Here is a 21441-nt window from a genome sequence, read left to right as displayed (position 1 = left end):
CCGGTTATTCGTTTACTCATAATTCCACTCGATCGAGACCGTCTTCCCCAAACTTTTGGTCGAGTTGGTCATGACGGTACATCGAGGCGAGAACGTATAAGAGATCGCCTTCTTCGATAGCTGTCTGTCCGTTCGGCGGAATCAAATATTCGTTTCGGACGATGGCGTTTACGACGGTGTTCGGCGGGAGCGTGATGTCCGCTAGCGTCTTGCCGATCATCGAGGAGCTCTCCGTGACTACATAAGGAACGAGTTTATGTTGGGACTGTTTGCTGGAAACGAGGGCGATTGTATAGGGGGAACGGATTTTATCCGGACCGAGTAGCCCTAACTTCTCGGCAAGTGGAGTCAACGTCGTTCCTTGAATCAAGGCACTGGTCACGACAACGAAGAAGACGGCATTGAATAGAAGTTGACTGTCATCAATTCCTGCGATTAACGGGAAAGTTGCGAGCACGATTGGTACGGCTCCTTTTAGACCGGCCCAAGAAATGAAGAACTTCTCTTTTTTTGTGAACGCCATCCCGAGTGTCGATAAATAAACGGCGATGGGGCGAGCAACGAACATAAGGACAAAGGAAATAAGTATACCTTTCCAAATTAAGTCGGGCTCGATGAGTTGACGGGGGAAGACGAGCAATCCGAGGATGACGAACATGATGATCTGCATGATCCATGCGAGTGCCTCTGAGAACTGGACGATGGTCACTTCGTGCGCCGTATCCGCGTTGCCAACAATCATCGCAGCGATATAGACCGCGAGTAGTCCGCTCCCCAACAAGTAAGCCGTGACACCGTATGTGAGGAATGCCATCGAAATCATCAGAACTGCATGTAGTCCGCTCGATTCTAGTTTCAAATGATTCAACATGAGACGAGACAATTGTCCGAGTAAAAAGCCGATGAATGCTCCGACAACGATTTGAAGGACGAACATCCAAATGCCATCCCATATGGTCGTCTCGGGCTTCAACATAAAGTCGAGGGCGAGAATCGTTAAAAACATCGCCATCGGGTCGTTCGTGCCGGACTCGGCTTCGAGTGTCGCACCGACTTTCGGTGAGATATTCTTTCCTTTGAATGCGGCGAAGACGGCCGCTGCATCGGTCGAACCAATAATCGCGCCGAATAGGAAAGATTCAATCCAATCGAAACCAAATACGAAACGAACGGCCACGGCGACGACAGTCGTCGTAATCAAGACACCAAACGTGGCAAGTGAGGCGGCTGGAACGAGAACGTTCCGCATCGACGTCCATTTCGTCTGGAGACCCCCTTCAAACAAAATGACAATTAATGCGGCGACTCCGATTAACTGTGCCAAATTTGAATCATCGAAGAAGATGAGACCGGTAATGTCACTTCCCATGATCATGCCGATCCCCATAAACAAGATCAAGGCCGGTAAGCCGAATCGAGTCGAGATTCGCGTCGCCATGACACCGGCTACAAGGAGTAGACCGAAAAGTAGAATGAGTACATCAGTACTTATAACAGGTACGGGCAAACACAACACATCCTTTCAAAAAACAATACTATTAAGTTCATTGTACCATGAAATCGTCTGATATTTCAGAATTGACGATTAGACAAACCATGCACATTGGAATTGTCGGTTATGAATGTGGTAAAGTAAACACATCATATAAGGAGGGATGATGATGTCTAAAATTCACGTCATTCATGAGAACGAAGAATGGACGAATCACCTGGTTCACCGCTTAGAAGAACTACAGTTACCTTATGAACTATGGCACTTGGACCAAGGGACGATTGATCTCGAAGCAACGCCCCCGGAAGGTGTCTTTTATAATCGTATGAGCGCCTCTTCGCACACACGTGGGCATCGGTACGCCCCTGAATTGACGGAAGGCGTCCTCGCTTGGTTAGAGGCGAACGACCGGACCGTGTTCAACGGCACACGTGCCATCCGTCTTGAAGTGAGCAAGGTCAATCAATATACGGCGCTTCGACGCGAAGGAATCCGTGTACCGAAGACGATTGCGGCAGTTGGTAAGAAGCAAATCATCGAGGCGGCTGAGAAGCTGGGCATGACACCGTTCATCACGAAACATAATCGTGCCGGGAAAGGACTTGGGGTCCAATTGTTCCATACGATCGAAGGACTCAAAGAATATGTATATGGTCCCTCGTTCGAGGACTCGGTTGACGGCATCACGCTCATTCAACAGTATATCGAAGCACCAGAACCGTATATTACCCGCTGTGAATTCATCGGCGGGAAGTTCCTATATGCGGTCCGTGTCGATACGTCGGAAGGCTTCGAGCTCTGCCCGGCAGACGCTTGCTCGATTGAAGACCAGTTCTGTCCGGTCGGGGAGACGCCGCCGGCGAAGTTCGAAATCGTCGAAGGATTCGATGACCCGATCATTCCGCAACTTGAGCAGTTCCTTAAAGTGAATGCGATTGACATCGCCGGGATCGAAATCATCCGAGATGAAGACGGCAACGTCTACGCCTACGACGTCAATACGAATACGAACTATAATTCCGAAGCCGAAGCGAAAGCAGGGCGCTACGGCATGCTTGAATTGGCTACTTTCTTAGGCGACGCACTTCACGTCACCACGACAAAATAAGGGTCAGGCGCTCGCCTGACCCTTTTGCTGTGTATGTTTGAGTTGCTCTTCAAATCGATGTTGGACTAATTCTGCTGTCGGTGCCATTCGTTCGATGAACGAATCTAAACGTTCCGCAGTGTCTCGATCGGTTTCTTTGAACACGCGCATCGTTGTTCACCTCGTTGATTAGGATGACTTGCTTACATCATCTTTAATTCCCGAGGTGTTATACACGTAAACCTTTTATACGCTAAAGAATGTTCTCAAATTTTCTTTCGGTAAGATGTTCCCGACGTAGAAGTCACCGAACTCACCGTATTTCGCACTCACTTCATCAAAGCGCATCTCGTAGACGATTTTCTTAAATTGAAGTGAATCTTCAGCGAAGAGCGTGACGCCCCATTCCCATGCATCGAATCCTGTTGACCCACCGATGAATTGCTGAATCTTACCGGCATAGCTACGACCGATCATGCTGTGACGATACATGAGGTCTTTCCGTTCATCCATCGATAACATGTACCAGTTGTCTCCGTCACGACGAGCCTTGCTCATCGGGTAGAAACAAATGTGTGCGGCCTTTGGAAGTGTCGGATAGAGGCGTGAGCGGATGTGTGGGTTTTGGTACGGGTCCCCATCTCCAGATCCACGATACATACCGAGCTCGATGACAGACACGTATGAATATGAGGGAATCATATAGTCGTATAATGCTGTTTTGCGGAACGCACGCTCAACATCTTCAAGTTCGTTGAATGTCGGGCGAAGCACCATCAAGACGAGGTCTGCCTTTTGACCGAGAATCGAGTAGAAGGCGTGACTTCCTTCACCTTTGGCTTCGATTTCTTCGAGAGAAGCGAGGAATGTTGTGAACTCGTCAATCATGTGTTGACGCTTTTCGGCATCGACGAGCTTCAAACGAGCCCAATCGATCTTGCGGAAATCATGGAGTGAATACCATCCGTCTAATGTGGCGGCGGCATGTTGTGTATCTGTTGTAGGTACTGGACGTTCTGACATAAAAAATCTCCTTTCGGGACTTGGCTTCGCCGTCTATTTTACCATACACGCTTCACTGACTGGCAACTTTGAGGCACTGTGAGGGTTATCACGATTCATGACGGGTAAAGAACAGAGGACAGAAACATGAAAACGGCTACAAAAATGGCTGTATCAGTCACTTTGGAGAAACTGTTCTATTCATATAATGATTGATTCTAAGCGATTTATGACGAAATGGGCAGAATAGTTTATTTTGAAAAGGGTACTGTGTATAATTGAAATCGCGTAAAGACACAAGTCAATGGCAAAACCATTAGCAGTCATGCTGTAAATTGAGAAAAGGGGTTCATTCGTTATGAAATTATTTGAAACGTTGAAGCAAAAAGTCAGCCCGGTTCGTCCCACGATCGTCTTTCCAGAAGGCGTCGATGAGCGTGTTCTTGGAGCTGCGGTTCGATTGAAAACGGACGGTATGGTAGAACCAATCGTCGTTGGTGCGAAAGCAGACGTCGAAGCGGTTGCGGCAAAACATGGTTTCGACATCTCAGGTTTAACACAATACGACCCGGCGACGTACGAAGACATCGATGTTCTCGTCGAATCATTCGTCGAGCGTCGCAAAGGGAAAGCGACGGCTGAACAAGCGCGCGAACTCCTCACATCGGACGTGAACTACTTCGGAACGATGCTCGTTCATACAGGAAAAGCAGAAGGTCTTGTCTCAGGCGCGATGCACGCGACGGCTGATACGGTACGTCCGGCACTTCAAATCATCAAAATGCAAACAGGCATCAAAAAGACGTCAGGTGTGTTCATCATGGTGCGTGACGACGAGCAATACGTCTTCTCGGACTGTGCGATCAACATCGCACCAGACGCAGCGGACTTAGCAGAAAATGCATTTTTATCAGCAGCGACAGCGAAGACGTTCGGGATCGACCCACAAGTCGCCCTTCTTAGCTTCTCGACAAAAGGTTCTGCGAAGTCACCTGAAACAGAGAAAGTTGTGGAAGCGACACGCCTTGCGAAAGAAAAATCACCGAACCTTCCAATCGATGGAGAACTTCAATTCGATGCAGCATTCGTCCCTAGCGTAGCGGCGAAGAAAGCACCAGGTTCTGATGTGGCGGGTAAAGCGAACGTATTCGTCTTCCCAAGTCTTGAAGCAGGAAACATTGGCTACAAGATGGTTCAACGTTTCGGTGGATTCGAAGCAATCGGTCCAATCCTTCAAGGTCTCAATAAACCAGTAAATGACTTATCACGTGGCTGTAACGAAGAGGATGTCTACAAATTGACACTCATCACAGCAGCACAAGCAATCGACGAGCGCAACGAAGCGTAAGTCCGAAGCATCCTTCTAGGTAGAAGGGTGCTTTTTTCATGTTTTTTTGAGTGGTAGCTGAGGTAAACTAAAAGAGGAATCCAATATCGAAAGGGGAAATACGTATGCAAAATATTCATGCAACTGAATTACGAGAAAAGCTAGAAAACGGGGAGTCGCTCCATATCATCGATGTGCGCGAACAAGACGAATATGACGCAGGGCATATCCCGAACGTACCGCTCTACCCATTGTCTGAATTCCCGCAAGTGACAGAAAAGTTAGCACAGGACAACGTCTACCACGTCATTTGTCGCTCTGGCGGCCGCAGTGTGACGGCGTGTGACCACTTAGAGTCAAACGGATATAAAGTCGTAAACGTTGAGGGCGGTATGCTCGCTTGGGATGGCGACATCGAAGCGTGATGTTAGAGAATCCTTGGGTCGTCGTACCGCTTCTCATTGCGCTCTACCTCACGGTCTATGCAGTGATGAAGCGATTTGACTGGGAGAAGTGGCGACTCGTCTGGGCAGTGTGGGTGATGCTCATCATCATCCTATTGACGATTGAACTCGTGACAAGTCTATAAAAAATGCGGAACCTTCTTTAACAGAGGTTCCGCATTTTTTATGCGTCTTGGCGCTTATCAAATGTGATCGATGCGATGGCATCGTGTTGGTGAATCGACTCTTCGTTACGGCATTCGACGAAGAAGTTCACAACTTGTTTCATCTCGTACAAATCAGCCGCAATCAAGCGGACCATGTCCTCGACGAAACGTGGGTTTTCGTATGCGATTTCTGTCGCACGTTTTTCATCCGGACGTTTGAGGACCGGATGGAGTGGTGCTGAGGCGTTCGATTCCGCCGCATCGAGAAGTGCCACACGCCAGTCGAACCCATCCATCGACGTCTCATCAAGACCTGCTTCGATCGTGATGTACCCACGTTGGTTATGGGCGCTGTACTCACTGATTTCTTTTGAACATGGGCAAAGCGTCGTGACATTGATGACGAGACCGACTGTCACATTTGCGACGCCCGTTTCGAGGTTATATGTCACGCGGTGCATCACATCTGCGTTCATCAAACCACTGAGGCCTGTTGCGGGTGCTTTACGCGTGAAGAACCACGGGTAACGAATTGTCAATTGTCCTTCCGTTTGCTCCATACGCTCCGCGAGCTCTTGTGCAAACTCGATTAACGAACGGTTCGATACCGTCCATCCTTGTTGATGATACGCATCGAGCTGTTCCGTCAAACGGGACATGTTGATTCCTTTACGATCTTGAACGAGCGATGTCGTCAATTCGAAGGAAGCAACTGTTGACTGGACCCCTTCTGACGTCTCGACGTTCACAGGGTGCTTCACGTTTGAAATTCCAACACTATCAAGAGCGAATAAGAAGTTTTTCGGTGTATTTTGTAAATCGACCATCTGTTCTTTCTCGGTCGGTTTTGTTCCTTTAATCGGTGGGACCGACCCGAACAATTTATGTCGTTCTGCTTTAGTAGGTAAAGCGACATGGCTTGTAGACATAATCGGATTCTCCTTTTTTAGAGCGGTTCAAGCGACCACTCGTTCTTGTTAGGATTTTATCACGAAATGATGGCTGAACGGGTATGATTTTGCTCTCAAAACGTGTTTTGAATATGCAATCCTAAAAAAACCTTCAGATATTGAAGAAAGAGGATTGATTTACTTTGTGAACGGGAATAAAATGGTCCTGTGAACTTAAAAAATAGATCACTATTAAATATGAAGGAATTGAAAGGAAAAAGGAGATGTTGTTATGGATTGGCAGTTAGTCCTGCAGTATGCCTGGATTGTCGTCGTTCTCGTCGGTTTAGAAGGCTTGTTATCTGCAGACAACGCGCTCGTCTTGGCTGTCATGGTCAAGCATTTGCCACGTACAGAGCAGAAGAAGGCATTGTTCTACGGACTCCTTGGGGCGTTCGTCTTCCGCTTTATCGCATTGTTCTTAATCTCGTTCTTAATTAACGTATGGCAAGTTCAAGCGCTCGGTGCGCTTTACTTGATTGGAATGAGTGCGCGTCATCTGTATATGACGTATAAGGCGAGAAAAATGGAGCCACAGCAAGATTTGGCAGCAGAAGCGAAAGAAGAGACGGCCGTCACAGAACGACCTGTTTCGAAGAAAGAGTTTTGGCTCACTGTCGCGAAAGTTGAGTTTGCGGATATCGCCTTTGCGGTCGACTCAATCTTGGCAGCGGTTGCGCTCGCGGTCAGCTTGCCACCGCTCGGTCTCGGGGAGATCGGTGGGATTGACTCAGGTCAGTTCTTTGTCGTCTTGACGGGTGGACTCATCGGGGTCGTCTTGATGCGATTCGCGGCTCGGATTTTTGTCAAGTTGCTTCATCAACGTCCTACACTTGAAACAGCCGCTTTTATCATCGTCGGTTGGGTCGGGGTCAAGTTGACGGTCCTCGTACTTGAACATCCAGGTTTCAAAGAATTGATTGCCGGGACACCATTCGAATTCATGGGGCTCCCGGATGGATTCGTCCACTCGGCAGCTTGGACGATTTTCTTCTGGTCAGTCATGGTCGGGATTGCGTTATGGGGCTGGTTCTCATCGAAACCGACAGCGGTCAAACACTGAGTTTAGATAGATCGTATATAAATCCCCTCCGAACCTCAGATGTTCGGAGGGGATTTTTGTAGGCGTTTCATCGAGAGAAAGGAATACACGCCTCCGTTCGTCTCCTGCATGAACGTGTCTTCTGGGATGAAATCGAGTGATCTGTATAAACGGATGGCTCGTTTGTTGAACGTGGCGACAGCGAGACGTACTGTACGAGTCCCATATGTCGCCTCGATCCAAGTTAGAATCGAAGCGAGGAATCGATGTCCGTTGCCGCTCCCCGTCAAATCAGGGCGCATGCCGAGACCGATGGAGACAGTTTCCACTGATTCGAAGTGCAACGTGACAAAGCCGATCAGTTCATCGTCATTAAGGATGGCGAACGTCGTGTCTCCCCGTTCCTTCGCATCTAAAAATGAGGCGAGATCTTCCTCGTCGGCGTCCATATTGTAAAACGCGTATTCGCCTTCATAGCGCCACTCGAAGGCGATCAATTCGGCTTGTTCTTGTGTGAGTGGATGAAATGTATGATTCACTTTATTTCCTCATCTCTGACTGGATTGTACGTGCTACACTCAAATCGTATCATGAAAATAAGGGGAGGGAATGGGATGGCAGTCAAATTGGACATGGTCGGCATCGTCGTGACGGATATGAAGCGGTCGCTCGATTTTTATCGGGCACTCGGGTTTGAGATTCCAGAAGCGATGAACGGGGAAGCGCATGTGGAGATTGATGAAGGCGGCGTGCGTCTCGCGTTCGATACGGTGGAAGTGGCCGAATCGGTATACGGGGAATGGAAACAGGCAGACGGGCATCGGATCGAGCTTGCCTTCTTATGTGAAAGCCGTGAGTCACTGAATGCTTTGTATGACTCAGTCCTTGAACAAGGCTATGCGTCACACAAAGCTCCATGGGATGCGTTCTGGGGTCAACGTTACGCGATTCTGTACGATGCGGACGGGAATCTAATTAGTTTGTTCGCCGCATAAAAATAATCCCGGGCCATATGGCTCGGGATTATTGATTGTCGTGGCACTCTCCCCATGAACAAAGGGCATTCATGGCAGGTTGCAGGCCGAGGGCGTCTTCAGTTAATGAATACTCGACGTGCAGGTGCTTCTCCGTCGAATAGTCGACACGACGAACCATACCGAGCTGTTCAAGCTCGCGCAATTGGTCGGTCAACACTTTTCGGCTGACGTCCGGAATCGCCCGTTGAATATCAGAGAAACGGAGCGGTCCATCTTGAAGCGTGCAATACACTTGAGGGCGCCATTTGCCGCCGATAATCTCGAGTGCGCGGTTGACGGGGAACGATGTGGTCATGTTCAAAGAACCTCACTTTCGGGTAGTTACTTCAATGTGCGTACTTTTTTTCTTGCTTCAATGACAGTATCTTATCGTTATCCGCTAAATTGAGCAAACAAAAAGGAGTAGATGAAACATGACGTATCCAAGAACATTTTCACACATCGGTCTTTCTGTACCGAACGTAACAGAAGCTGTAAAATTTTATGAGGACGTGATGGGATGGTATACCATCATGACACCATCAGACGTCGTCGAAGATGATTCGCCAATCGGCGTGATGTGTACTGACGTCTTCGGACCAGGCTGGGGTAAATTCCGCATCGCCCATATGTCAACAGGAGACGGAATCGGAATCGAGTTATTCGAGTTCCCGAATAACGAGACACCAGAAGACAACTTCGAGTTTTGGAAGACAGGGATTTTCCACTATTGTGTACAAGACCCTGACATTGAAGGACTTGTCGAGAAGATTGTCGCCCATGGCGGGAAACAACGGATGCCGATTCGCGAGTACTATCCAGGCGAGAAACCGTATCGCATGGTGTACTGCGAAGACCCATTCGGCAACCTCGTTGAAATTTATTCACACTCATACGAACTCACGTATTCGGAAGGAGCTTACTAAACATGAAAGCATGGCTACTCGACCAACCCGGTTTAGATCATCTGCATATTGGAGAAATCGACCGACCGACACCAGGAACAGGGGAACTGTTGATTCGTGTCGAAGCGGTCGCCTTAAACCCGGTCGACTACAAAGTCGGTTCAAACGGGAACCCGAACTGGGCGTATCCACATATTCTCGGTGTCGACCTTGTCGGTGAAGTCGTCGAGGTCGGTTCAAGTATCGCCAACATCATTACGGGTTCACGTGTAGCCGTGCATACGGATCTTTCAAAATATGGAGGGTTCGCCGAGTACACGGTCGTCGATGCCCGGGCGTGTGCGGTCGTTCCGCAAGGTGTGAGCGATGAGGCGGCTGCCTCGATTCTGTGTGCCGGAATGACGGCTTATGAAGCGGTCATGCAGAAGCTGAATACACGGAATAAAGAAACGATTCTCGTGCACGCTGGTGCAGGTGGTGTTGGTGGCTTTGCCATTCAGCTCGCAAAACGCCTCGGGCTAAAGGTCTTCACGACGGCATCTCCCGAGAACGTTGAATGGGTAGAGTCGCTTGGTGCGGATGTGGCAATCGATTACAACGTCGAGGACGTGACGGCACGAATCATGGAAGAGACGGATGGACGTGGTGTCGACTTGATTTTAAACACGGTCGGTCGTGACGTCGCGACAGCCGACTTAGATCGTCTCGCGTTTAGCGGACACCTCGCCTATATCGCCGGTCCACCAGACATGACGAACATGAAAGGGTTCACATTATCCCCTTCGATTCACGAGGTGGCGCTCGGGGCAGCGCATGCGAGCGAGGACGAACATGCGATTCGCAACTTGGCGTATATGGCCGAAGAGTTGATGCACTTACTTGAAGCGGGTGAACTGAACGACCTCGTCACAGAAGTGTTATCTTTCGACCAATTGAAAGAAGGTCTCGAAAAACTACAAACGCGGAAAGTGCGCGGTAAACTCATCGTCCGGATTCGCGACTGAGTATTTGGCTCCCTGTTATACTGACAGGGAGTTTATTTGTTGAGGAGGGGAACAAATGGAGCGATTGATCGACACGTATCGTCAGACGAACGTTCAATTGAGCGGTCATGGGAAACGGGAAGTCGGGGTATTGAAACGCGCATTTGAACAGGTGCGTGAAGACGAGCCGAGTGATCAGTATGGACAGGGCAAAACGATTCGACAGTTTGAAGAGAAGATGGCACAAGTTCTTGGGAAAGAGTCGGCGGTATTCTTTCCGAGCGGCACGATGGCGCAACAGATTGCGTTACGCATTTGGTGTGATGAGACAGGGAAGAACAAGGTCGCATATCATCCGCTCTGTCACCTTGAAATCCATGAGCAGGACGGCTTGAAAGAGTTGCATTATATCGAACCGATTTTAGTTGGAAACGAAAACCGTCTTATGACACTCGAAGAGATTCAAGCGTTACCGGACATCGCCTGTCTGTTGCTTGAACTGCCACAACGGGAAATCGGAGGGGAATTGCCGACGTTCGAGGAACTCGAAGCGATTAGCGAACATTGTCGTGACAAACGGATTTATCTACATCTAGACGGAGCACGACTGTTCGAATCGCTCCCGTATTATGAGAAAGAAGCATCTGAGATTTGTGCACTCTTCGATAGTGTGTACGTCTCGTTCTATAAAGGAATTGGTGGCATTGCCGGGGCCATCCTTGCTGGACCGAAGGCGTTTTGTGAGACGTCGAAAGTATGGAAGCGTCGCTATGGCGGTGACTTGATCAGCCTGTATCCGTATATTCTTTCTTCAGATTATTATTATGAGTTGCGAAAAGACAAAATGCAGGGATATCGCGATGCTGCCGTACAATTGGCAGCACGATTCAACGAACTCGACGGTGTCTGGACGACCCCACTTATTCCGGTCACGAATATGTTCCATTTACATTTCCAAGGGGATGAAGAGGAAGTGGGCGAGCGGATGGCACGCATCCAACAAGAAACCGGGGTTGGCATTACAGGGCATCTCGTAGAAAATGATGGATACTGTTCAACGGAAATCAGCATCGGGGATGTCTACAGTCATATAACCTCTAATCAACTCGATGATGTATTTAGGCAATTCAACTCTAAATAAATATAAAGAACGCTGAAGAGATGTTTCTCTTCAGCGTTCTTGTCATGCGACTTTGAGTGTGGATTTGTCGGCGGCAGATGATAGATGCGTAGAAGACAACTTCACGACCCATTGAATCGTTTTAAATTGTATGAACACAAGAGGTGATAAAGCGATATAATGCATCCACGTGTGTACAGTCAAGAAGCCGTTTTGAACGAGTCCCCAATGAACAAAGAACATTCCGAGTACCACATATGCGACACCTGGACAAATGAGACCAAAACTTGCTCCGCCCTCTGGCTGATTTCTGAAGTAATCAAGTCGACGTAATACACTATATCCGATTAGTCCAACCGCGGTGCTCCCCATAAATAATATCCCGAGTACAATCAGCATAAAGGCTGCATTGACCTCAGTCTCTAGCAAGCGATGTGACACCATTGAGTTCAATCGAACGAATGTAATACCAGTAAGGGTGAGAATCGGGATAGGTAACCAAATAGTCGGTGCGCTCGCTTTTGCAAAGCCTTTACTGAAGATGGCTCGTAGACTCATTCCGGCGAAAAATAAAATAATCCCCCATACAAGTGTCATAAAAAATATAGAGGCGATTGTCGCACTGACAGAAACCCATTGGATTTTTGACATAGCGGCAGGACTAGCTAATCCCACTGCGACCATGACGAACGAAAAAGCACCTAAGAATTGTCCGAATTGGTTCATATTTTCAACGTCAACTTGACCACTCACCATAACCGATGCAATGTACTGAACATAACGAGTAAATGCATATCCACCAATGATTAAGAAGGCAATGAGGGCAAATGGTAGTAAGGATTGAACATTAGACCAAAGTCCTGGAACAAACAAGGCACCTAGAATAAACAGTACATTGACACTCATCGCATAGGTGAGTGGTTCTGCCATGACAGCTACTTCTCCAGGAGTTCCTTTCACTTTGGAATATCGATCGCTTTTCTTGAATTTACGAAATGAACGGATATTCCATGCAAGCAGACGGAAGTGATTTGCCGAGAAGCCAATAATGACCAATGAAACGAGAACGACAAGAATAGCTGGGATTCTTCCGCCCTCAAACGTCTCACGTAAATGATTGAAGTGAGGTAGTGGAGAATCAGGGTGTGGTATGAGGAACATAAAGTACATAAAAAATGACACAGCGAGCCCGCCGTTGCCAAGAGCAGATAAAAAATATAATGGGTGATAGGTTTGTTTTGACATGATAAAAAACTCCTCCTTTAAATTACATAATCAATTTATACCCCCTAGGGTATCTTAGGGTCAAGAGGGTTGGATATAATTGAGGGCAATCCCTCAATTATAGACATGGCTGTCTGTGTGATTTTCATCACCCCTGATAACGTTTAATATTGATATTTTGTTTGAAGATATTATGTGTCATGTTGCGTCAAGTGTTGATTCATAAGGAAATTGAGGGACTTCCCCTATATAAAATGTATACGCTTTCAAATATGCTTAAGTTGTATAGAAGTTCACTGTTTTGTCAAAAAAGAAAACATAGCAAGAAGGAAGGAGAGGCATACGATGCGTACACATTATCGTGTTGTGATTGTAGGAGCAGGAACTGGGGGAATCAGTGTCGCGGCCAGATTGCTTCGAGAGAAACATCATTTAAGAGATGAGGTTTTATTGATTGATCCCGCAACCACTCACTATTATCAACCATTATGGACACTCGTCGGAGCAGGTATTGTCAAAAAAGAGGAGTCAGCCCGCACGATGGATTCACTCATTCCTGATGGGGCGACCTGGTTACAAGACCATGTGACGACATTTGATCCTGAAAACAATCAAGTCGAAACGTCAAGTCACGGAAAGATTCAATACGATTTTCTTGTCGTGTCACCAGGTATTGAAATTGACTGGGGGCGCGTCAAAGGGTTAAAAGAATCGCTTGGGTCGAAAGGAGTCTGCAGTAACTACTCATACGAACACGTTGATTATACATGGGATACCCTCGAAAAGCTCACAGGTGGAACTGCATTGTTCACGCACCCGGCTTCTCCAGTGAAATGTGGGGGCGCCCCTCAAAAAATCATGTATCTGGCTGAAGAGTATTTAACGAAGACGGGAGTTCGTGATTCGAGTCGAGTGGTCTTCGGTTCGGCTAATCCCGCCATTTTCGATGTTACGAAGTATCGGGATGCGTTGGAGAAAGTACTCGAACGAAAACAGATTGAAACGCATTTCCGGGTTAATTTAACGGAAATAAAAGCAGATGAAAAAATTGCGGTTTTTGAAAACTTAGATTCTGGTGAATCGTTTGAGATGAGTTATGACATGATTCATGTCACACCACCGATGCAAGCTCCGGCGTTTATTCGGAACAGTTCATTGGCGGAATCCGGTGGTTGGGTCGATGTCGACAAACATACACTTCAACATAAACAATTTAAAAATGTGTTCGGGTTAGGTGATTGTACGAACCTACCCACATCGAAGACAGGTGCAGCGATTCGAAAGCAAGCGCCCGTCGTCGTGCGAAACGTACTGGATGTGATGTACGGTCATTTACCGACTGCTTCTTATGATGGTTATTCTTCTTGTCCGATTGTCACGGGCTATGGTTCATTAATTCTCGCAGAGTTTGATTATGATAAAGTTCCACAAGAATCTATGCCGTTCAATCAAGCAAAAGAAAGACGGAGCATGTATATTTTGAAAAAAGACTTTTTACCGATTATGTACTGGAATGGCATGTTGAAAGGGACGATGTAGGAAGGGAGGGATCGTGATGGAACGTTCTGCACTTGAAGAGCAAACAGTTGAAACAGTACTGACAAGACCCGACGTTGAGCAAGCACTGATTGCACTCATTGATCGTCTACCTAAAATCGAACAGTCTCTCCGTCGTTTGGAAGATGCTGTTGATTTTGGTATGGCGACAATGAAAGATGAAACGGTGAAAGAAAAAGTTGACGCGGCCATCGACAATTCCAACATACAAATCGAAACGCTTGAATCGGCTATAGAGCTGATTGAAAAATTACCGATGTTGTTACAGGTGACCAATCAACTCGAGTCCATGTTCACGTTTGTTCAAGATGTATACCACGATGAACAAACGAAAGAAATGATTGGCCAACGGATTGAGGGGTATGCCGTGCCAGCGAAAGAAAAGGTTGAATGGACACGAGATATGTGGGCGGAAGTACAAAGTCGTGTGGAACAGGATGACCGCCACATCACGCTATTCTCACTCATGCGATGGATTAAAGAACCGTCTGTTCAACACGGGCTCAAATATGTGCAAGCGACTGTTGATGTCTTAAATGAACGGACGATCAAGCGTTAAATATGAGTGGATTGTGATGAATAGGGTTTTCAAAAGAAATCGGACGTGCCTCGGTGCACGTCTTTTTTTCATGGGAAAGTGAAGTACATCATTTGGGTTTATTTACCCATAGGGGTATTATGGATATAAGAACTGAAAGAGTGCGGAGGGGATGAGGTTGACACTACGTGACTTTGAACATCAAATATTAGACGTACTCAAAGACGGTGTGATTGTGATGGATCATGACAGGAAAATCATATCGATGAATCAATCGGCCGAACAATTGACGGGATGGCAAGTCGGTGAACCGGTTCCTTATTGTTCTTTTTGTCAGAAACGGAGAATGAGCTTAGGTGAAGAACGGTGTTACTTAATTGAACATGAACGTTCTCCATACTTCTCTTCAGAAATGCCGACTTACTCCGGAAAACTAGTAGATGTTGAGATGAATACAGCTCGAATTCTAAATGATGCCAAAACAGGAGCCACATATTATTTGCTCGTTTTACGAGATTTCACAGAACGAAAGCGCCGAGAAGCGCACGCTTTAAGAGAAAAGATGGTTCGGGAATTGATTCATGCACGAGAGGAAGAACATGAACGGTTGGCTCAGGAACTACATGACGGTGTCGGACAATCGCTCTTTAGTATCACCCTTGCGTTGAGTGCTCTTCAATCAGACGTCGCAGACCCGGATAAAAAAGAATATTTGACGTCCGTTCTATCTGAAGTAAGTCTCCTGATGGATCATGTAAGAAATTACTCGAAGCAATTAAGACCGATTGAGCTTGATCAATTTGGACTTGAATCCGCATTACAAGTGTTGCTTGATAGTTTTGCGACCCGTTACCCAAACGTAGCGTTTCATACAGACATTCGTCTGACGACACGATGCGATTCTCTTGTGGAGATTAATTTGTATCGGATTGTCCAAGAGGCACTCGTAAATACAATGAAATACGCAAATCCGACAATTGTGGATTGTCAGGTAATCGAGCGTGACGGGCGAGTTGAATTGTTATTCCGGGATGACGGGGCAGGTTTTGATGCGCTGAACGTCTCGAAAGGATTAGGGTTACGTCATATGGAAGAGAGAGCGAAAACGATTGAGGGTTTGTTTCAAATCGTTACAGCAGTAGGGGAAGGGACCCAAATTTCCGTGTCGGTTCCGAGAGAGCGAGGTTATTATGCAACCGATTAATGTATTAATTGTCGATGATCATGAACTTGTACGTCGTGGGTTAAAACTGATGTTTCGTACGAATGAGCGCATTCGGGTAGTCGGGGAAGCGACAGAAGGGTCAGCAGCTATCCAAGAAGCGCTTCGGACACGTCCTGATGTCATTTTACTTGATATCACGATGCCGAATGGATTGGATGGTTTTGTGACAGTCAAAGCACTCGCAGAGGAAGTGCCCACCGTAAAAGTGATCTTACTGACGATGCACGATGAAGAGATTTACATCAAACGTGCTCTCGAGCTGGGCGTCCCTGGTTATATGTCCAAAAATAGTGATCCTTCTCAACTAGAAGAAGGAATCAAACACGTATTTGACGGGAAACGATATTATGCTACTTCGTTGAACGAGGATTATATTGAAAAGATTGTCTTTCAAAAGAATAATCATCCGTTATTGACGCGTCGTGAACTAGAAATCGTCCGATTGTCGACTCTCGGCTATAGCCATAATGAGATTGGAGAGAAATTAGGGATTAGTCCCAAAACAGTTGAAAATCATAAAGCACGTGTCATGAATAAATTGCAAATCAAGCATCGTCATGAACTTGTGCAATATGCTTTGAAGAATCATTTGATTGAAATGGAAGGATGATTGAAAGAATGAAGTTAGAAGTAGAAAAAACGATAGATTCTCAATATATCCAGCAACATCTGGCGAACGAGCGGACATTTTTGGCATGGATTCGTACTGCGATTACCGTGATCGGGATTGGGTTTTTAGTGACGAACTTTCATTATTATCGAAGCGAGAATTTAAGTGGGGCAGAACATCAATTGATTTCAGCAATCGGGATGTTATCCATTTTGTTCGGCATCAGCACGATTCTTGTAGGTACCCGTTCATATTTGAAAAAAGTGCATACGATTAACACACAACAATTCAAATCTGCGAAGATGAGTCTCATTGCTTTGGCGATTGGGATGGTCTTTATCTTTTCACTGATCCTCGTAGTGAGCTACTTTTTATTTTAAACGAAAACAGGCACCGTCTCTATTACGAGGTCGGTGCCTTGCTCGTTACTGTGTCACGATCGCTTCAAGACGATCGAGTTGGGATGTGAACCCTTCGACGGCCCCCATATCAACCACTTGTTGGAGAGCCTCTTCATTCGGGAATTCGGAGCGGCTAATGAATAGCGTGCCTTCCGGTGTATCGAGAAATTCATTCGTGATGGTCGTGACAGGGAAATCTGGATTGACATGACCGTCCGCATCAGAGAACGCATTTGTATAAACGATTCGCGAGTAGGGGTCGATGTCGATGAAGGTGGATTTCCCCCAGGACTCCATACCGTAGAAGTCACCTTGATTTTGATCGACACATGTCATACAGTAATGCCAAATCCCGCCTGGTTTGAAGTCGAAACTGTATACTTTCGTGTCCCATCCGGTTGGTCCCCACCATTTCTCTAGATGAGCTGGTGTCGAGAATGCTTCAAACACGAGTTGTCGTGGTGCCTTGAACAGACGTTCCATAATCAGTGTCGTACCCTCTATATGTGATTTAACCGTACTCATGATTCATTCTCCTCTCAGGGTGAATCTGCTATACATCTAATAGTTCGGAAAAGAAGCGAGTTTCGTCACGGAGCTCCTATTTGGATATGCCCAATCCATATATTCCAAAACAAACGTACTCAATCCTGAAACAACAAATCAAGCAACATCTCGCCAATTGGTCGTTCTTTTCCCTCATAGGGGAACGCATGGATATGGATGGCAGGATTAAAATTCAACTCGATGATGCCGTATTCAATGTACTCATCATTAAGAGATGGGAGCATCATATCGACACCGCAAATCGTAGCGCCGACCGACTTAGCGGCATCGACTGCAATGTGTTTATAGACGTCAGGAATTTGGTCTGTATAGTCGACACTGTCGCCACCTGTACTAATGTTAGAGTTTTCACGCAAGAAGACACGCTCACCGAGAGCTGGAATACTGTCCGGTGTCTTGCCTTGAGCATATAAAAACGAGATGACGATATCGTCAATTTCAATTTTCTCGAGTGGCGTCTTATATCCTTTTCCACGTAAGGGGTCTTCGTTTTTTGTAGAAACGAGTTGGCGAATGGTAGAGGCGCCGTCCCCTGTGACGTTTGCCGGGACGCGATGGAGGATACCGGCGACTTCGTTTCCGATGACGAGGAAGCGATATTCTTTTCCAGGTAAAAACGTCTCCAGTAAAACGACATCGTCAAATGTTCTCGCATACTGAAATGCAGATAGAGCTTCCTCATAAGTCGTTCCGTCTTTAAAAATATGAATGCCTACGCCGAAGTTCGTGGACTTCGGTTTCAAGACGATTGGTTTATGTGAAAAGAGGTGCCATGCATGCGATAAATCAGATTCGTTATGAAGTTCTACACCTTCAGGGACACGAATTCCGTGTTCAGCGAGTACATACTTCGTTACCGTTTTGTTTTCCATCATCAGGACTGATACATAATTGTCTTTTGATGTCTTTGTTGCCTGTTTGACGTACTCCTCATATTTGCCGTTGTGAATGCGGATAAATTGATCGGACCAATCGATGACGTCGACACGATACCCCCGTTTGATGGCAGATTTCATTAATACTTGAGTAGACAACTCAAGGTCGGAATAACCATGTACACGAAAACGATTTGCATACGCGTCCTCATAAAAGTGTTCGGCTTGGGCCAGAGACCACGCGTTATAACCCGTCTCGGTCATAATCGTCTTCAATCGAGAAGCGTACGTCATGTCCACGTGATCAATTTTTTCTCGTAGAGAGGGGAAGACATCTTTGAAGCCGAGGTCATATTTCGTGTCGAACGCATCGATCGCGTCGAGAAGCTCTGTCGCGTACGTGTGTAGTTGTACGTCGTCACCATCTCGAGTCAATGTGTTCGTGGGAGACATGCCTTCTTTGGCGACACGTTGTTGGTTATTATACGCTTCAGCCTGCCAATCGAAATAAGTTGTCTCCTCAGTAAATGTCAAGTAGAGCAAAAATAGATGAAGAAACCGTAAATCTGAACGAGCGATCCCGGTCTTTTCAAACGGATTCAAATCAATATTGCGAATTTCGATGTAGTCGATACCGTTCGCCTCGAGCTTGTCCAAGTCGTTGCCACCTCTCGATGTTTTCAATCGAATCGGGGAGTAGAGTTCGTTTGGATGTGTAATCTCCCCTTTGGCAATGAATCGACGTACATCATTTGCATATGCTGAGAGTGTCCCATAGTTTGGATAAAGTGGTTCGACATTCGTATAGCCACAGTCGCTATTCCGATAGGACAACGCTTGTTTATTTGAAAAGGTATCCTCATGGAGCGCTTGCATCTGGCTGACACATCGTTCTTCATAACTCGCATGAACAGCCGGGGTAGCGCCGAGCAAATAGACGATGAGCCAACGCATCCGTAAATATTGGCGAACCAGCTTCAAGTAAAGGTGATCTTTAAAGTGTCGATATTGCTCAGGAGACCCTTCGTATAGTGTGGACAACATCTCATCGGAAAACGAAAAATTGAAATGAATTCCGGAAATGAGTTGTTTTTTCGCACCATATTTTTGGAGCAAATGCTCCCGGTAACGACTAGCCTCGAGTCCGGACACACCAAAGTCAGCTAGTGGAATCATACCGCCTTCCGGTAAGGCGCATGGCATCGATTGTGGCCAAAGGCGTTCGTCGCCTATGTTTAGCGCAGTGATATCATAAAGCGTTTCTAAAAAGTGATGTGCCCCCTCAATCGTCGGAAACGTCGGGGTGACGAGCTCGATTTGACTTTCAGAGAAGTCGGTCGTGATATATGGATGCGTTGCCTTATGACCGAGTGACTTTGGGTGCTTCGTAATAGCGAGTGTGCCGTCTGACGTGACCCGCAACATTTCCCGCTCGATGGCAAACTTTCCGCTCGTGATGAGACGATGGGGTAGTTGATTAAACTGCTTCTGCAAGTGAAGTCACTTCCTTTTTCGTTAGTCGGACAAAGAGGGCGGAGACAAGCCCTTTGATGATACTTGAGATGGCAATACTCCACCAGATGGCATCGATTCCGAGATAAGGCTCAAGTAACAATGCGAGTGGGATACGGGCCACTGTGAAAATGATCGAGATCGTCGCAGGGATTTTCGGTAATCCGAGTCCTGAGAAGTAGCCGTTTCCGATCATTTCAATCGAAGAGAAGACGAGAGAAATACCGATAATTCGCAAGTAGCTCGCCCCAATGTCGATGGTTCGAACATCATCGACGAATAAACCGATGAGGAAATCCGGGACGATTATAAATAACAACATGATGAGCCCCGTATAGATTATCCCGAGTCGGGTCGTCACGCGGTAACCTTCATAAACACGATCCACTTTTTGAGCCCCGATATTTTGACCGGTATAGCTAGCCATTGCTCCATTCAGTCCACCGATCATCATATAAGCGATCGATTCGATTTGAAGCCCAATCCGTTGTGCTGCAATCGCTTCAGTCCCATACGAACCAATCATGCGAGCAAGGAAAATGCTGATGACGGTGAACAAAATCCGTTGGGTCGCCATCGGAAATCCGAGACGAAAGATTTCTTTATAGTCGGTTCGAGTCGGCTGAATGACTTCATCCCAATTGAACAATGAACGGGCGCGACGCCAGAAGAACCCGAACATGACGACGTTGGCGACAAGTGTCGCAAGAGCTGCTCCAAGGACGCCGAGTTGGAGTGGATAAATGAAGATCGGTGAGAGAACCATGTTGAGTATGACGCCTGTCGCATTGATTCGCATCGCTGTTGTCGTATTGCCATAGGCACTGAATAGACGGGCGAACAGCAAGTTGAAGAAAGAAAAAATAAGCATCGGCGCACTGACGAGCAAATATCCATACGCGAGACGCTCGACGGTTGGTGCGTTCATATTCAAAAAGCCGATCAACGAATGACCAAAAAAAATCAGTAATGTGGCATACGAGAGACCGAGTGCTAGATTTAGTCGCCTTCCGGCCCGAACATAGTGCTGGATGAATTTCAGGTCACGTTTCCCGACAGCTTGTGACACTTTAATGCCGGCGCCAACGACAATCAACGATTGAATCGCCTGTCCGAGCATGATATAAAAACTGGCCGCACCGACACTTGCGACGGCATCACTTCCTAGTGCGCCTACCCAAAACATATCGACGAGACTATACGTAAACTGTAACAATGAACTGCCGACGAGCGGAAGGGCAAGCGTGAGGATGACACGCTGTACGTTTCCGGTCGTCAAATCGACGGTTTTCACAAAGCAAGACTCCTTTAATTATTTATATAACCATTTAGTTATATATAAACACAGGGTGAAATGATTAGCAATTAGGAGATGGGATTCGATGAAAAATAGACATA

General features: G+C 46.7%; 24 protein-coding genes. 14 read left to right on the top strand and 10 right to left on the bottom strand.

Features of this window, described 5'->3' with window-relative positions:
- Positions 1 to 16 precede the first annotated feature (16 nt).
- The gene (locus tag KNO95_RS09190) at positions 17 to 1507 is read right to left on the bottom strand and encodes a potassium/proton antiporter (RefSeq protein ID WP_026824978.1); all 1491 of its coding nucleotides are present in this window, start codon (positions 1505 to 1507) and stop codon (positions 17 to 19) included.
- Between the two features lie 154 nt (positions 1508 to 1661).
- Here KNO95_RS09190 and KNO95_RS09185 point away from each other — a divergent pair, with 154 nt between their 5' ends.
- Positions 1662 to 2600 carry an ATP-grasp domain-containing protein gene (locus KNO95_RS09185; RefSeq protein WP_214878802.1) on the top strand — a complete coding sequence of 313 codons (939 nt, stop codon included), beginning with the start codon at positions 1662 to 1664 and terminating at the stop codon, positions 2598 to 2600.
- A gap of 3 nt (positions 2601 to 2603) precedes the next feature.
- Here KNO95_RS09185 and KNO95_RS09180 read toward each other — a convergent pair whose 3' ends face one another.
- Together KNO95_RS09180 and hemQ are read right to left on the bottom strand one after the other, a co-directional pair.
- Positions 2604 to 2750 (bottom strand): hypothetical protein, encoded by a 147-nt coding sequence (locus KNO95_RS09180; RefSeq protein WP_012727492.1) that lies wholly within the window; start codon positions 2748 to 2750, stop codon positions 2604 to 2606.
- Between the two features lie 75 nt (positions 2751 to 2825).
- The gene (gene hemQ / locus KNO95_RS09175) at positions 2826 to 3602 is read right to left on the bottom strand and encodes a hydrogen peroxide-dependent heme synthase (RefSeq protein ID WP_214878801.1); all 777 of its coding nucleotides are present in this window, start codon (positions 3600 to 3602) and stop codon (positions 2826 to 2828) included.
- 337 nt (positions 3603 to 3939) lie between these two features.
- Here hemQ and pta point away from each other — a divergent pair, with 337 nt between their 5' ends.
- The 3 genes from pta (at position 3940) to KNO95_RS09160 (ending at position 5497) form a co-directional block, all read left to right on the top strand.
- Positions 3940 to 4929 (top strand): phosphate acetyltransferase, encoded by a 990-nt coding sequence (gene pta, locus KNO95_RS09170; RefSeq protein ID WP_026824981.1) that lies wholly within the window; start codon positions 3940 to 3942, stop codon positions 4927 to 4929.
- Positions 4930 to 5033: 104 nt separating this feature from the next.
- Positions 5034 to 5333, top strand: a complete 300-nt coding sequence (locus KNO95_RS09165) for a rhodanese-like domain-containing protein (protein WP_026824982.1) — start codon at positions 5034 to 5036, stop codon at positions 5331 to 5333.
- Positions 5309 to 5497 carry a hypothetical protein gene (locus KNO95_RS09160; RefSeq protein WP_214878913.1) on the top strand — a complete coding sequence of 63 codons (189 nt, stop codon included), beginning with the start codon at positions 5309 to 5311 and terminating at the stop codon, positions 5495 to 5497. The genes KNO95_RS09165 and KNO95_RS09160 overlap by 25 nt, the downstream gene beginning before the upstream one ends.
- 38 nt (positions 5498 to 5535) lie before the next feature.
- Here the strand turns inward: KNO95_RS09160 and folE2 are convergent, their stop codons facing one another.
- Positions 5536 to 6447 (bottom strand): GTP cyclohydrolase FolE2, encoded by a 912-nt coding sequence (folE2, locus tag KNO95_RS09155; RefSeq protein WP_214878800.1) that lies wholly within the window; start codon positions 6445 to 6447, stop codon positions 5536 to 5538.
- A gap of 253 nt (positions 6448 to 6700) precedes the next feature.
- Here folE2 and KNO95_RS09150 point away from each other — a divergent pair, with 253 nt between their 5' ends.
- On the top strand, positions 6701 to 7531 hold the full coding sequence (locus KNO95_RS09150) for a TerC family protein (RefSeq protein ID WP_026824985.1): 831 nt from the start codon (positions 6701 to 6703) through the stop codon (positions 7529 to 7531).
- A gap of 35 nt (positions 7532 to 7566) precedes the next feature.
- Here the strand turns inward: KNO95_RS09150 and KNO95_RS09145 are convergent, their stop codons facing one another.
- Positions 7567 to 8049 (bottom strand): GNAT family N-acetyltransferase, encoded by a 483-nt coding sequence (locus tag KNO95_RS09145; RefSeq protein ID WP_214878799.1) that lies wholly within the window; start codon positions 8047 to 8049, stop codon positions 7567 to 7569.
- Between the two features lie 75 nt (positions 8050 to 8124).
- Between KNO95_RS09145 and KNO95_RS09140 the strand changes: the two genes are divergently transcribed.
- A complete protein-coding gene (locus KNO95_RS09140; protein ID WP_026824987.1) occupies positions 8125 to 8505 on the top strand; it encodes a VOC family protein in 381 nt (126 codons plus the stop codon).
- A 28-nt stretch (positions 8506 to 8533) separates the two neighbouring features.
- Here the strand turns inward: KNO95_RS09140 and KNO95_RS09135 are convergent, their stop codons facing one another.
- Positions 8534 to 8842 (bottom strand): winged helix-turn-helix transcriptional regulator, encoded by a 309-nt coding sequence (locus tag KNO95_RS09135; protein WP_026824988.1) that lies wholly within the window; start codon positions 8840 to 8842, stop codon positions 8534 to 8536.
- Positions 8843 to 8960: 118 nt separating this feature from the next.
- On the opposite strand from KNO95_RS09135, the gene KNO95_RS09130 reads away from it, so the two are divergent.
- Genes KNO95_RS09130 through KNO95_RS09120 form a run of 3 tightly spaced genes read left to right on the top strand, consistent with a single transcriptional unit; the run spans position 8961 to position 11555 of the window.
- Positions 8961 to 9452, top strand: a complete 492-nt coding sequence (locus tag KNO95_RS09130) for a lactoylglutathione lyase family protein (RefSeq protein ID WP_214786108.1) — start codon at positions 8961 to 8963, stop codon at positions 9450 to 9452.
- A 2-nt stretch (positions 9453 to 9454) separates the two neighbouring features.
- A complete protein-coding gene (locus KNO95_RS09125) occupies positions 9455 to 10435 on the top strand; it encodes a zinc-binding dehydrogenase (RefSeq protein ID WP_214878798.1) in 981 nt (326 codons plus the stop codon).
- Positions 10436 to 10490: 55 nt separating this feature from the next.
- Positions 10491 to 11555, top strand: a complete 1065-nt coding sequence (locus KNO95_RS09120) for a threonine aldolase family protein (protein ID WP_214878797.1) — start codon at positions 10491 to 10493, stop codon at positions 11553 to 11555.
- Positions 11556 to 11597: 42 nt separating this feature from the next.
- On the opposite strand, the gene KNO95_RS09115 is transcribed toward KNO95_RS09120, so the two are convergent.
- Positions 11598 to 12779, bottom strand: a complete 1182-nt coding sequence (locus KNO95_RS09115; RefSeq protein ID WP_214878796.1) for a TsoY family (seleno)protein — start codon at positions 12777 to 12779, stop codon at positions 11598 to 11600.
- A gap of 324 nt (positions 12780 to 13103) precedes the next feature.
- Here KNO95_RS09115 and KNO95_RS09110 point away from each other — a divergent pair, with 324 nt between their 5' ends.
- The 5 genes from KNO95_RS09110 to KNO95_RS09090 all read left to right on the top strand — a co-directional run bounded on the left by KNO95_RS09110 (position 13104) and on the right by KNO95_RS09090 (position 17068).
- Positions 13104 to 14297 (top strand): FAD/NAD(P)-binding oxidoreductase, encoded by a 1194-nt coding sequence (locus tag KNO95_RS09110; protein WP_026824993.1) that lies wholly within the window; start codon positions 13104 to 13106, stop codon positions 14295 to 14297.
- 16 nt (positions 14298 to 14313) lie between these two features.
- Entirely contained in the window at positions 14314 to 14874 is a 561-nt protein-coding gene (locus tag KNO95_RS09105; RefSeq protein WP_026824994.1) for a hypothetical protein, read from the top strand.
- Positions 14875 to 15025: 151 nt separating this feature from the next.
- Positions 15026 to 16057, top strand: a complete 1032-nt coding sequence (locus KNO95_RS09100) for a sensor histidine kinase (protein ID WP_026824995.1) — start codon at positions 15026 to 15028, stop codon at positions 16055 to 16057.
- Entirely contained in the window at positions 16044 to 16688 is a 645-nt protein-coding gene (locus KNO95_RS09095; protein ID WP_034770826.1) for a response regulator, read from the top strand. The genes KNO95_RS09100 and KNO95_RS09095 overlap by 14 nt, the downstream gene beginning before the upstream one ends.
- A gap of 8 nt (positions 16689 to 16696) precedes the next feature.
- Positions 16697 to 17068: a YidH family protein gene (locus KNO95_RS09090; RefSeq protein WP_034770829.1), complete on the top strand. Its 372-nt coding sequence runs from the start codon at positions 16697 to 16699 to the stop codon at positions 17066 to 17068.
- Between the two features lie 45 nt (positions 17069 to 17113).
- Here KNO95_RS09090 and KNO95_RS09085 read toward each other — a convergent pair whose 3' ends face one another.
- The 3 genes from KNO95_RS09085 to KNO95_RS09075 all read right to left on the bottom strand — a co-directional run bounded on the left by KNO95_RS09085 (position 17114) and on the right by KNO95_RS09075 (position 21337).
- Positions 17114 to 17614 carry an SRPBCC family protein gene (locus tag KNO95_RS09085; protein WP_214878794.1) on the bottom strand — a complete coding sequence of 167 codons (501 nt, stop codon included), beginning with the start codon at positions 17612 to 17614 and terminating at the stop codon, positions 17114 to 17116.
- Positions 17615 to 17733: 119 nt separating this feature from the next.
- A complete protein-coding gene (gene gshAB / locus KNO95_RS09080; RefSeq protein ID WP_214878792.1) occupies positions 17734 to 20025 on the bottom strand; it encodes a bifunctional glutamate--cysteine ligase GshA/glutathione synthetase GshB in 2292 nt (763 codons plus the stop codon).
- On the bottom strand, positions 20009 to 21337 hold the full coding sequence (locus tag KNO95_RS09075) for an MATE family efflux transporter (RefSeq protein ID WP_214878791.1): 1329 nt from the start codon (positions 21335 to 21337) through the stop codon (positions 20009 to 20011). The genes gshAB and KNO95_RS09075 overlap by 17 nt, the downstream gene beginning before the upstream one ends.
- Positions 21338 to 21441 lie beyond the last annotated feature (104 nt).

It is taken from the genome of Exiguobacterium sp. ERU653, assembly GCF_018617775.1.
GTDB classification, from domain to species: domain Bacteria; phylum Bacillota; class Bacilli; order Exiguobacteriales; family Exiguobacteriaceae; genus Exiguobacterium; species Exiguobacterium marinum.
Note: the sequence above shows the minus strand (reverse complement) of the source record. Positions and strands in the feature narration are given on the sequence as shown.

Excerpts from the sequence above, each read along its gene's own strand:
- KNO95_RS09150 (WP_026824985.1), top strand. The coding sequence starts at position 6,701 with ATGGATTGGCAGTTAGTCCTGCAGTATGCCTGGATTGTCGTCGTTCTC.
- KNO95_RS09085 (WP_214878794.1), bottom strand. The coding sequence starts at position 17,614 with ATGAGTACGGTTAAATCACATATAGAGGGTACGACACTGATTATGGAA.
- KNO95_RS09095 (WP_034770826.1), top strand. The coding sequence starts at position 16,044 with ATGCAACCGATTAATGTATTAATTGTCGATGATCATGAACTTGTACGT.
- folE2 (WP_214878800.1), bottom strand. The coding sequence starts at position 6,447 with ATGTCTACAAGCCATGTCGCTTTACCTACTAAAGCAGAACGACATAAA.
- KNO95_RS09100 (WP_026824995.1), top strand. The coding sequence starts at position 15,026 with ATGAGGTTGACACTACGTGACTTTGAACATCAAATATTAGACGTACTC.
- KNO95_RS09125 (WP_214878798.1), top strand. The coding sequence starts at position 9,455 with ATGAAAGCATGGCTACTCGACCAACCCGGTTTAGATCATCTGCATATT.
- KNO95_RS09180 (WP_012727492.1), bottom strand. The coding sequence starts at position 2,750 with ATGCGCGTGTTCAAAGAAACCGATCGAGACACTGCGGAACGTTTAGAT.
- pta (WP_026824981.1), top strand. The coding sequence starts at position 3,940 with ATGAAATTATTTGAAACGTTGAAGCAAAAAGTCAGCCCGGTTCGTCCC.
- KNO95_RS09120 (WP_214878797.1), top strand. The coding sequence starts at position 10,491 with ATGGAGCGATTGATCGACACGTATCGTCAGACGAACGTTCAATTGAGC.
- KNO95_RS09185 (WP_214878802.1), top strand. The coding sequence starts at position 1,662 with ATGTCTAAAATTCACGTCATTCATGAGAACGAAGAATGGACGAATCAC.
- hemQ (WP_214878801.1), bottom strand. The coding sequence starts at position 3,602 with ATGTCAGAACGTCCAGTACCTACAACAGATACACAACATGCCGCCGCC.
- KNO95_RS09130 (WP_214786108.1), top strand. The coding sequence starts at position 8,961 with ATGACGTATCCAAGAACATTTTCACACATCGGTCTTTCTGTACCGAAC.
- KNO95_RS09090 (WP_034770829.1), top strand. The coding sequence starts at position 16,697 with ATGAAGTTAGAAGTAGAAAAAACGATAGATTCTCAATATATCCAGCAA.
- KNO95_RS09140 (WP_026824987.1), top strand. The coding sequence starts at position 8,125 with ATGGCAGTCAAATTGGACATGGTCGGCATCGTCGTGACGGATATGAAG.
- KNO95_RS09135 (WP_026824988.1), bottom strand. The coding sequence starts at position 8,842 with ATGACCACATCGTTCCCCGTCAACCGCGCACTCGAGATTATCGGCGGC.
- KNO95_RS09105 (WP_026824994.1), top strand. The coding sequence starts at position 14,314 with ATGGAACGTTCTGCACTTGAAGAGCAAACAGTTGAAACAGTACTGACA.
- KNO95_RS09165 (WP_026824982.1), top strand. The coding sequence starts at position 5,034 with ATGCAAAATATTCATGCAACTGAATTACGAGAAAAGCTAGAAAACGGG.
- KNO95_RS09110 (WP_026824993.1), top strand. The coding sequence starts at position 13,104 with ATGCGTACACATTATCGTGTTGTGATTGTAGGAGCAGGAACTGGGGGA.
- KNO95_RS09115 (WP_214878796.1), bottom strand. The coding sequence starts at position 12,779 with ATGTCAAAACAAACCTATCACCCATTATATTTTTTATCTGCTCTTGGC.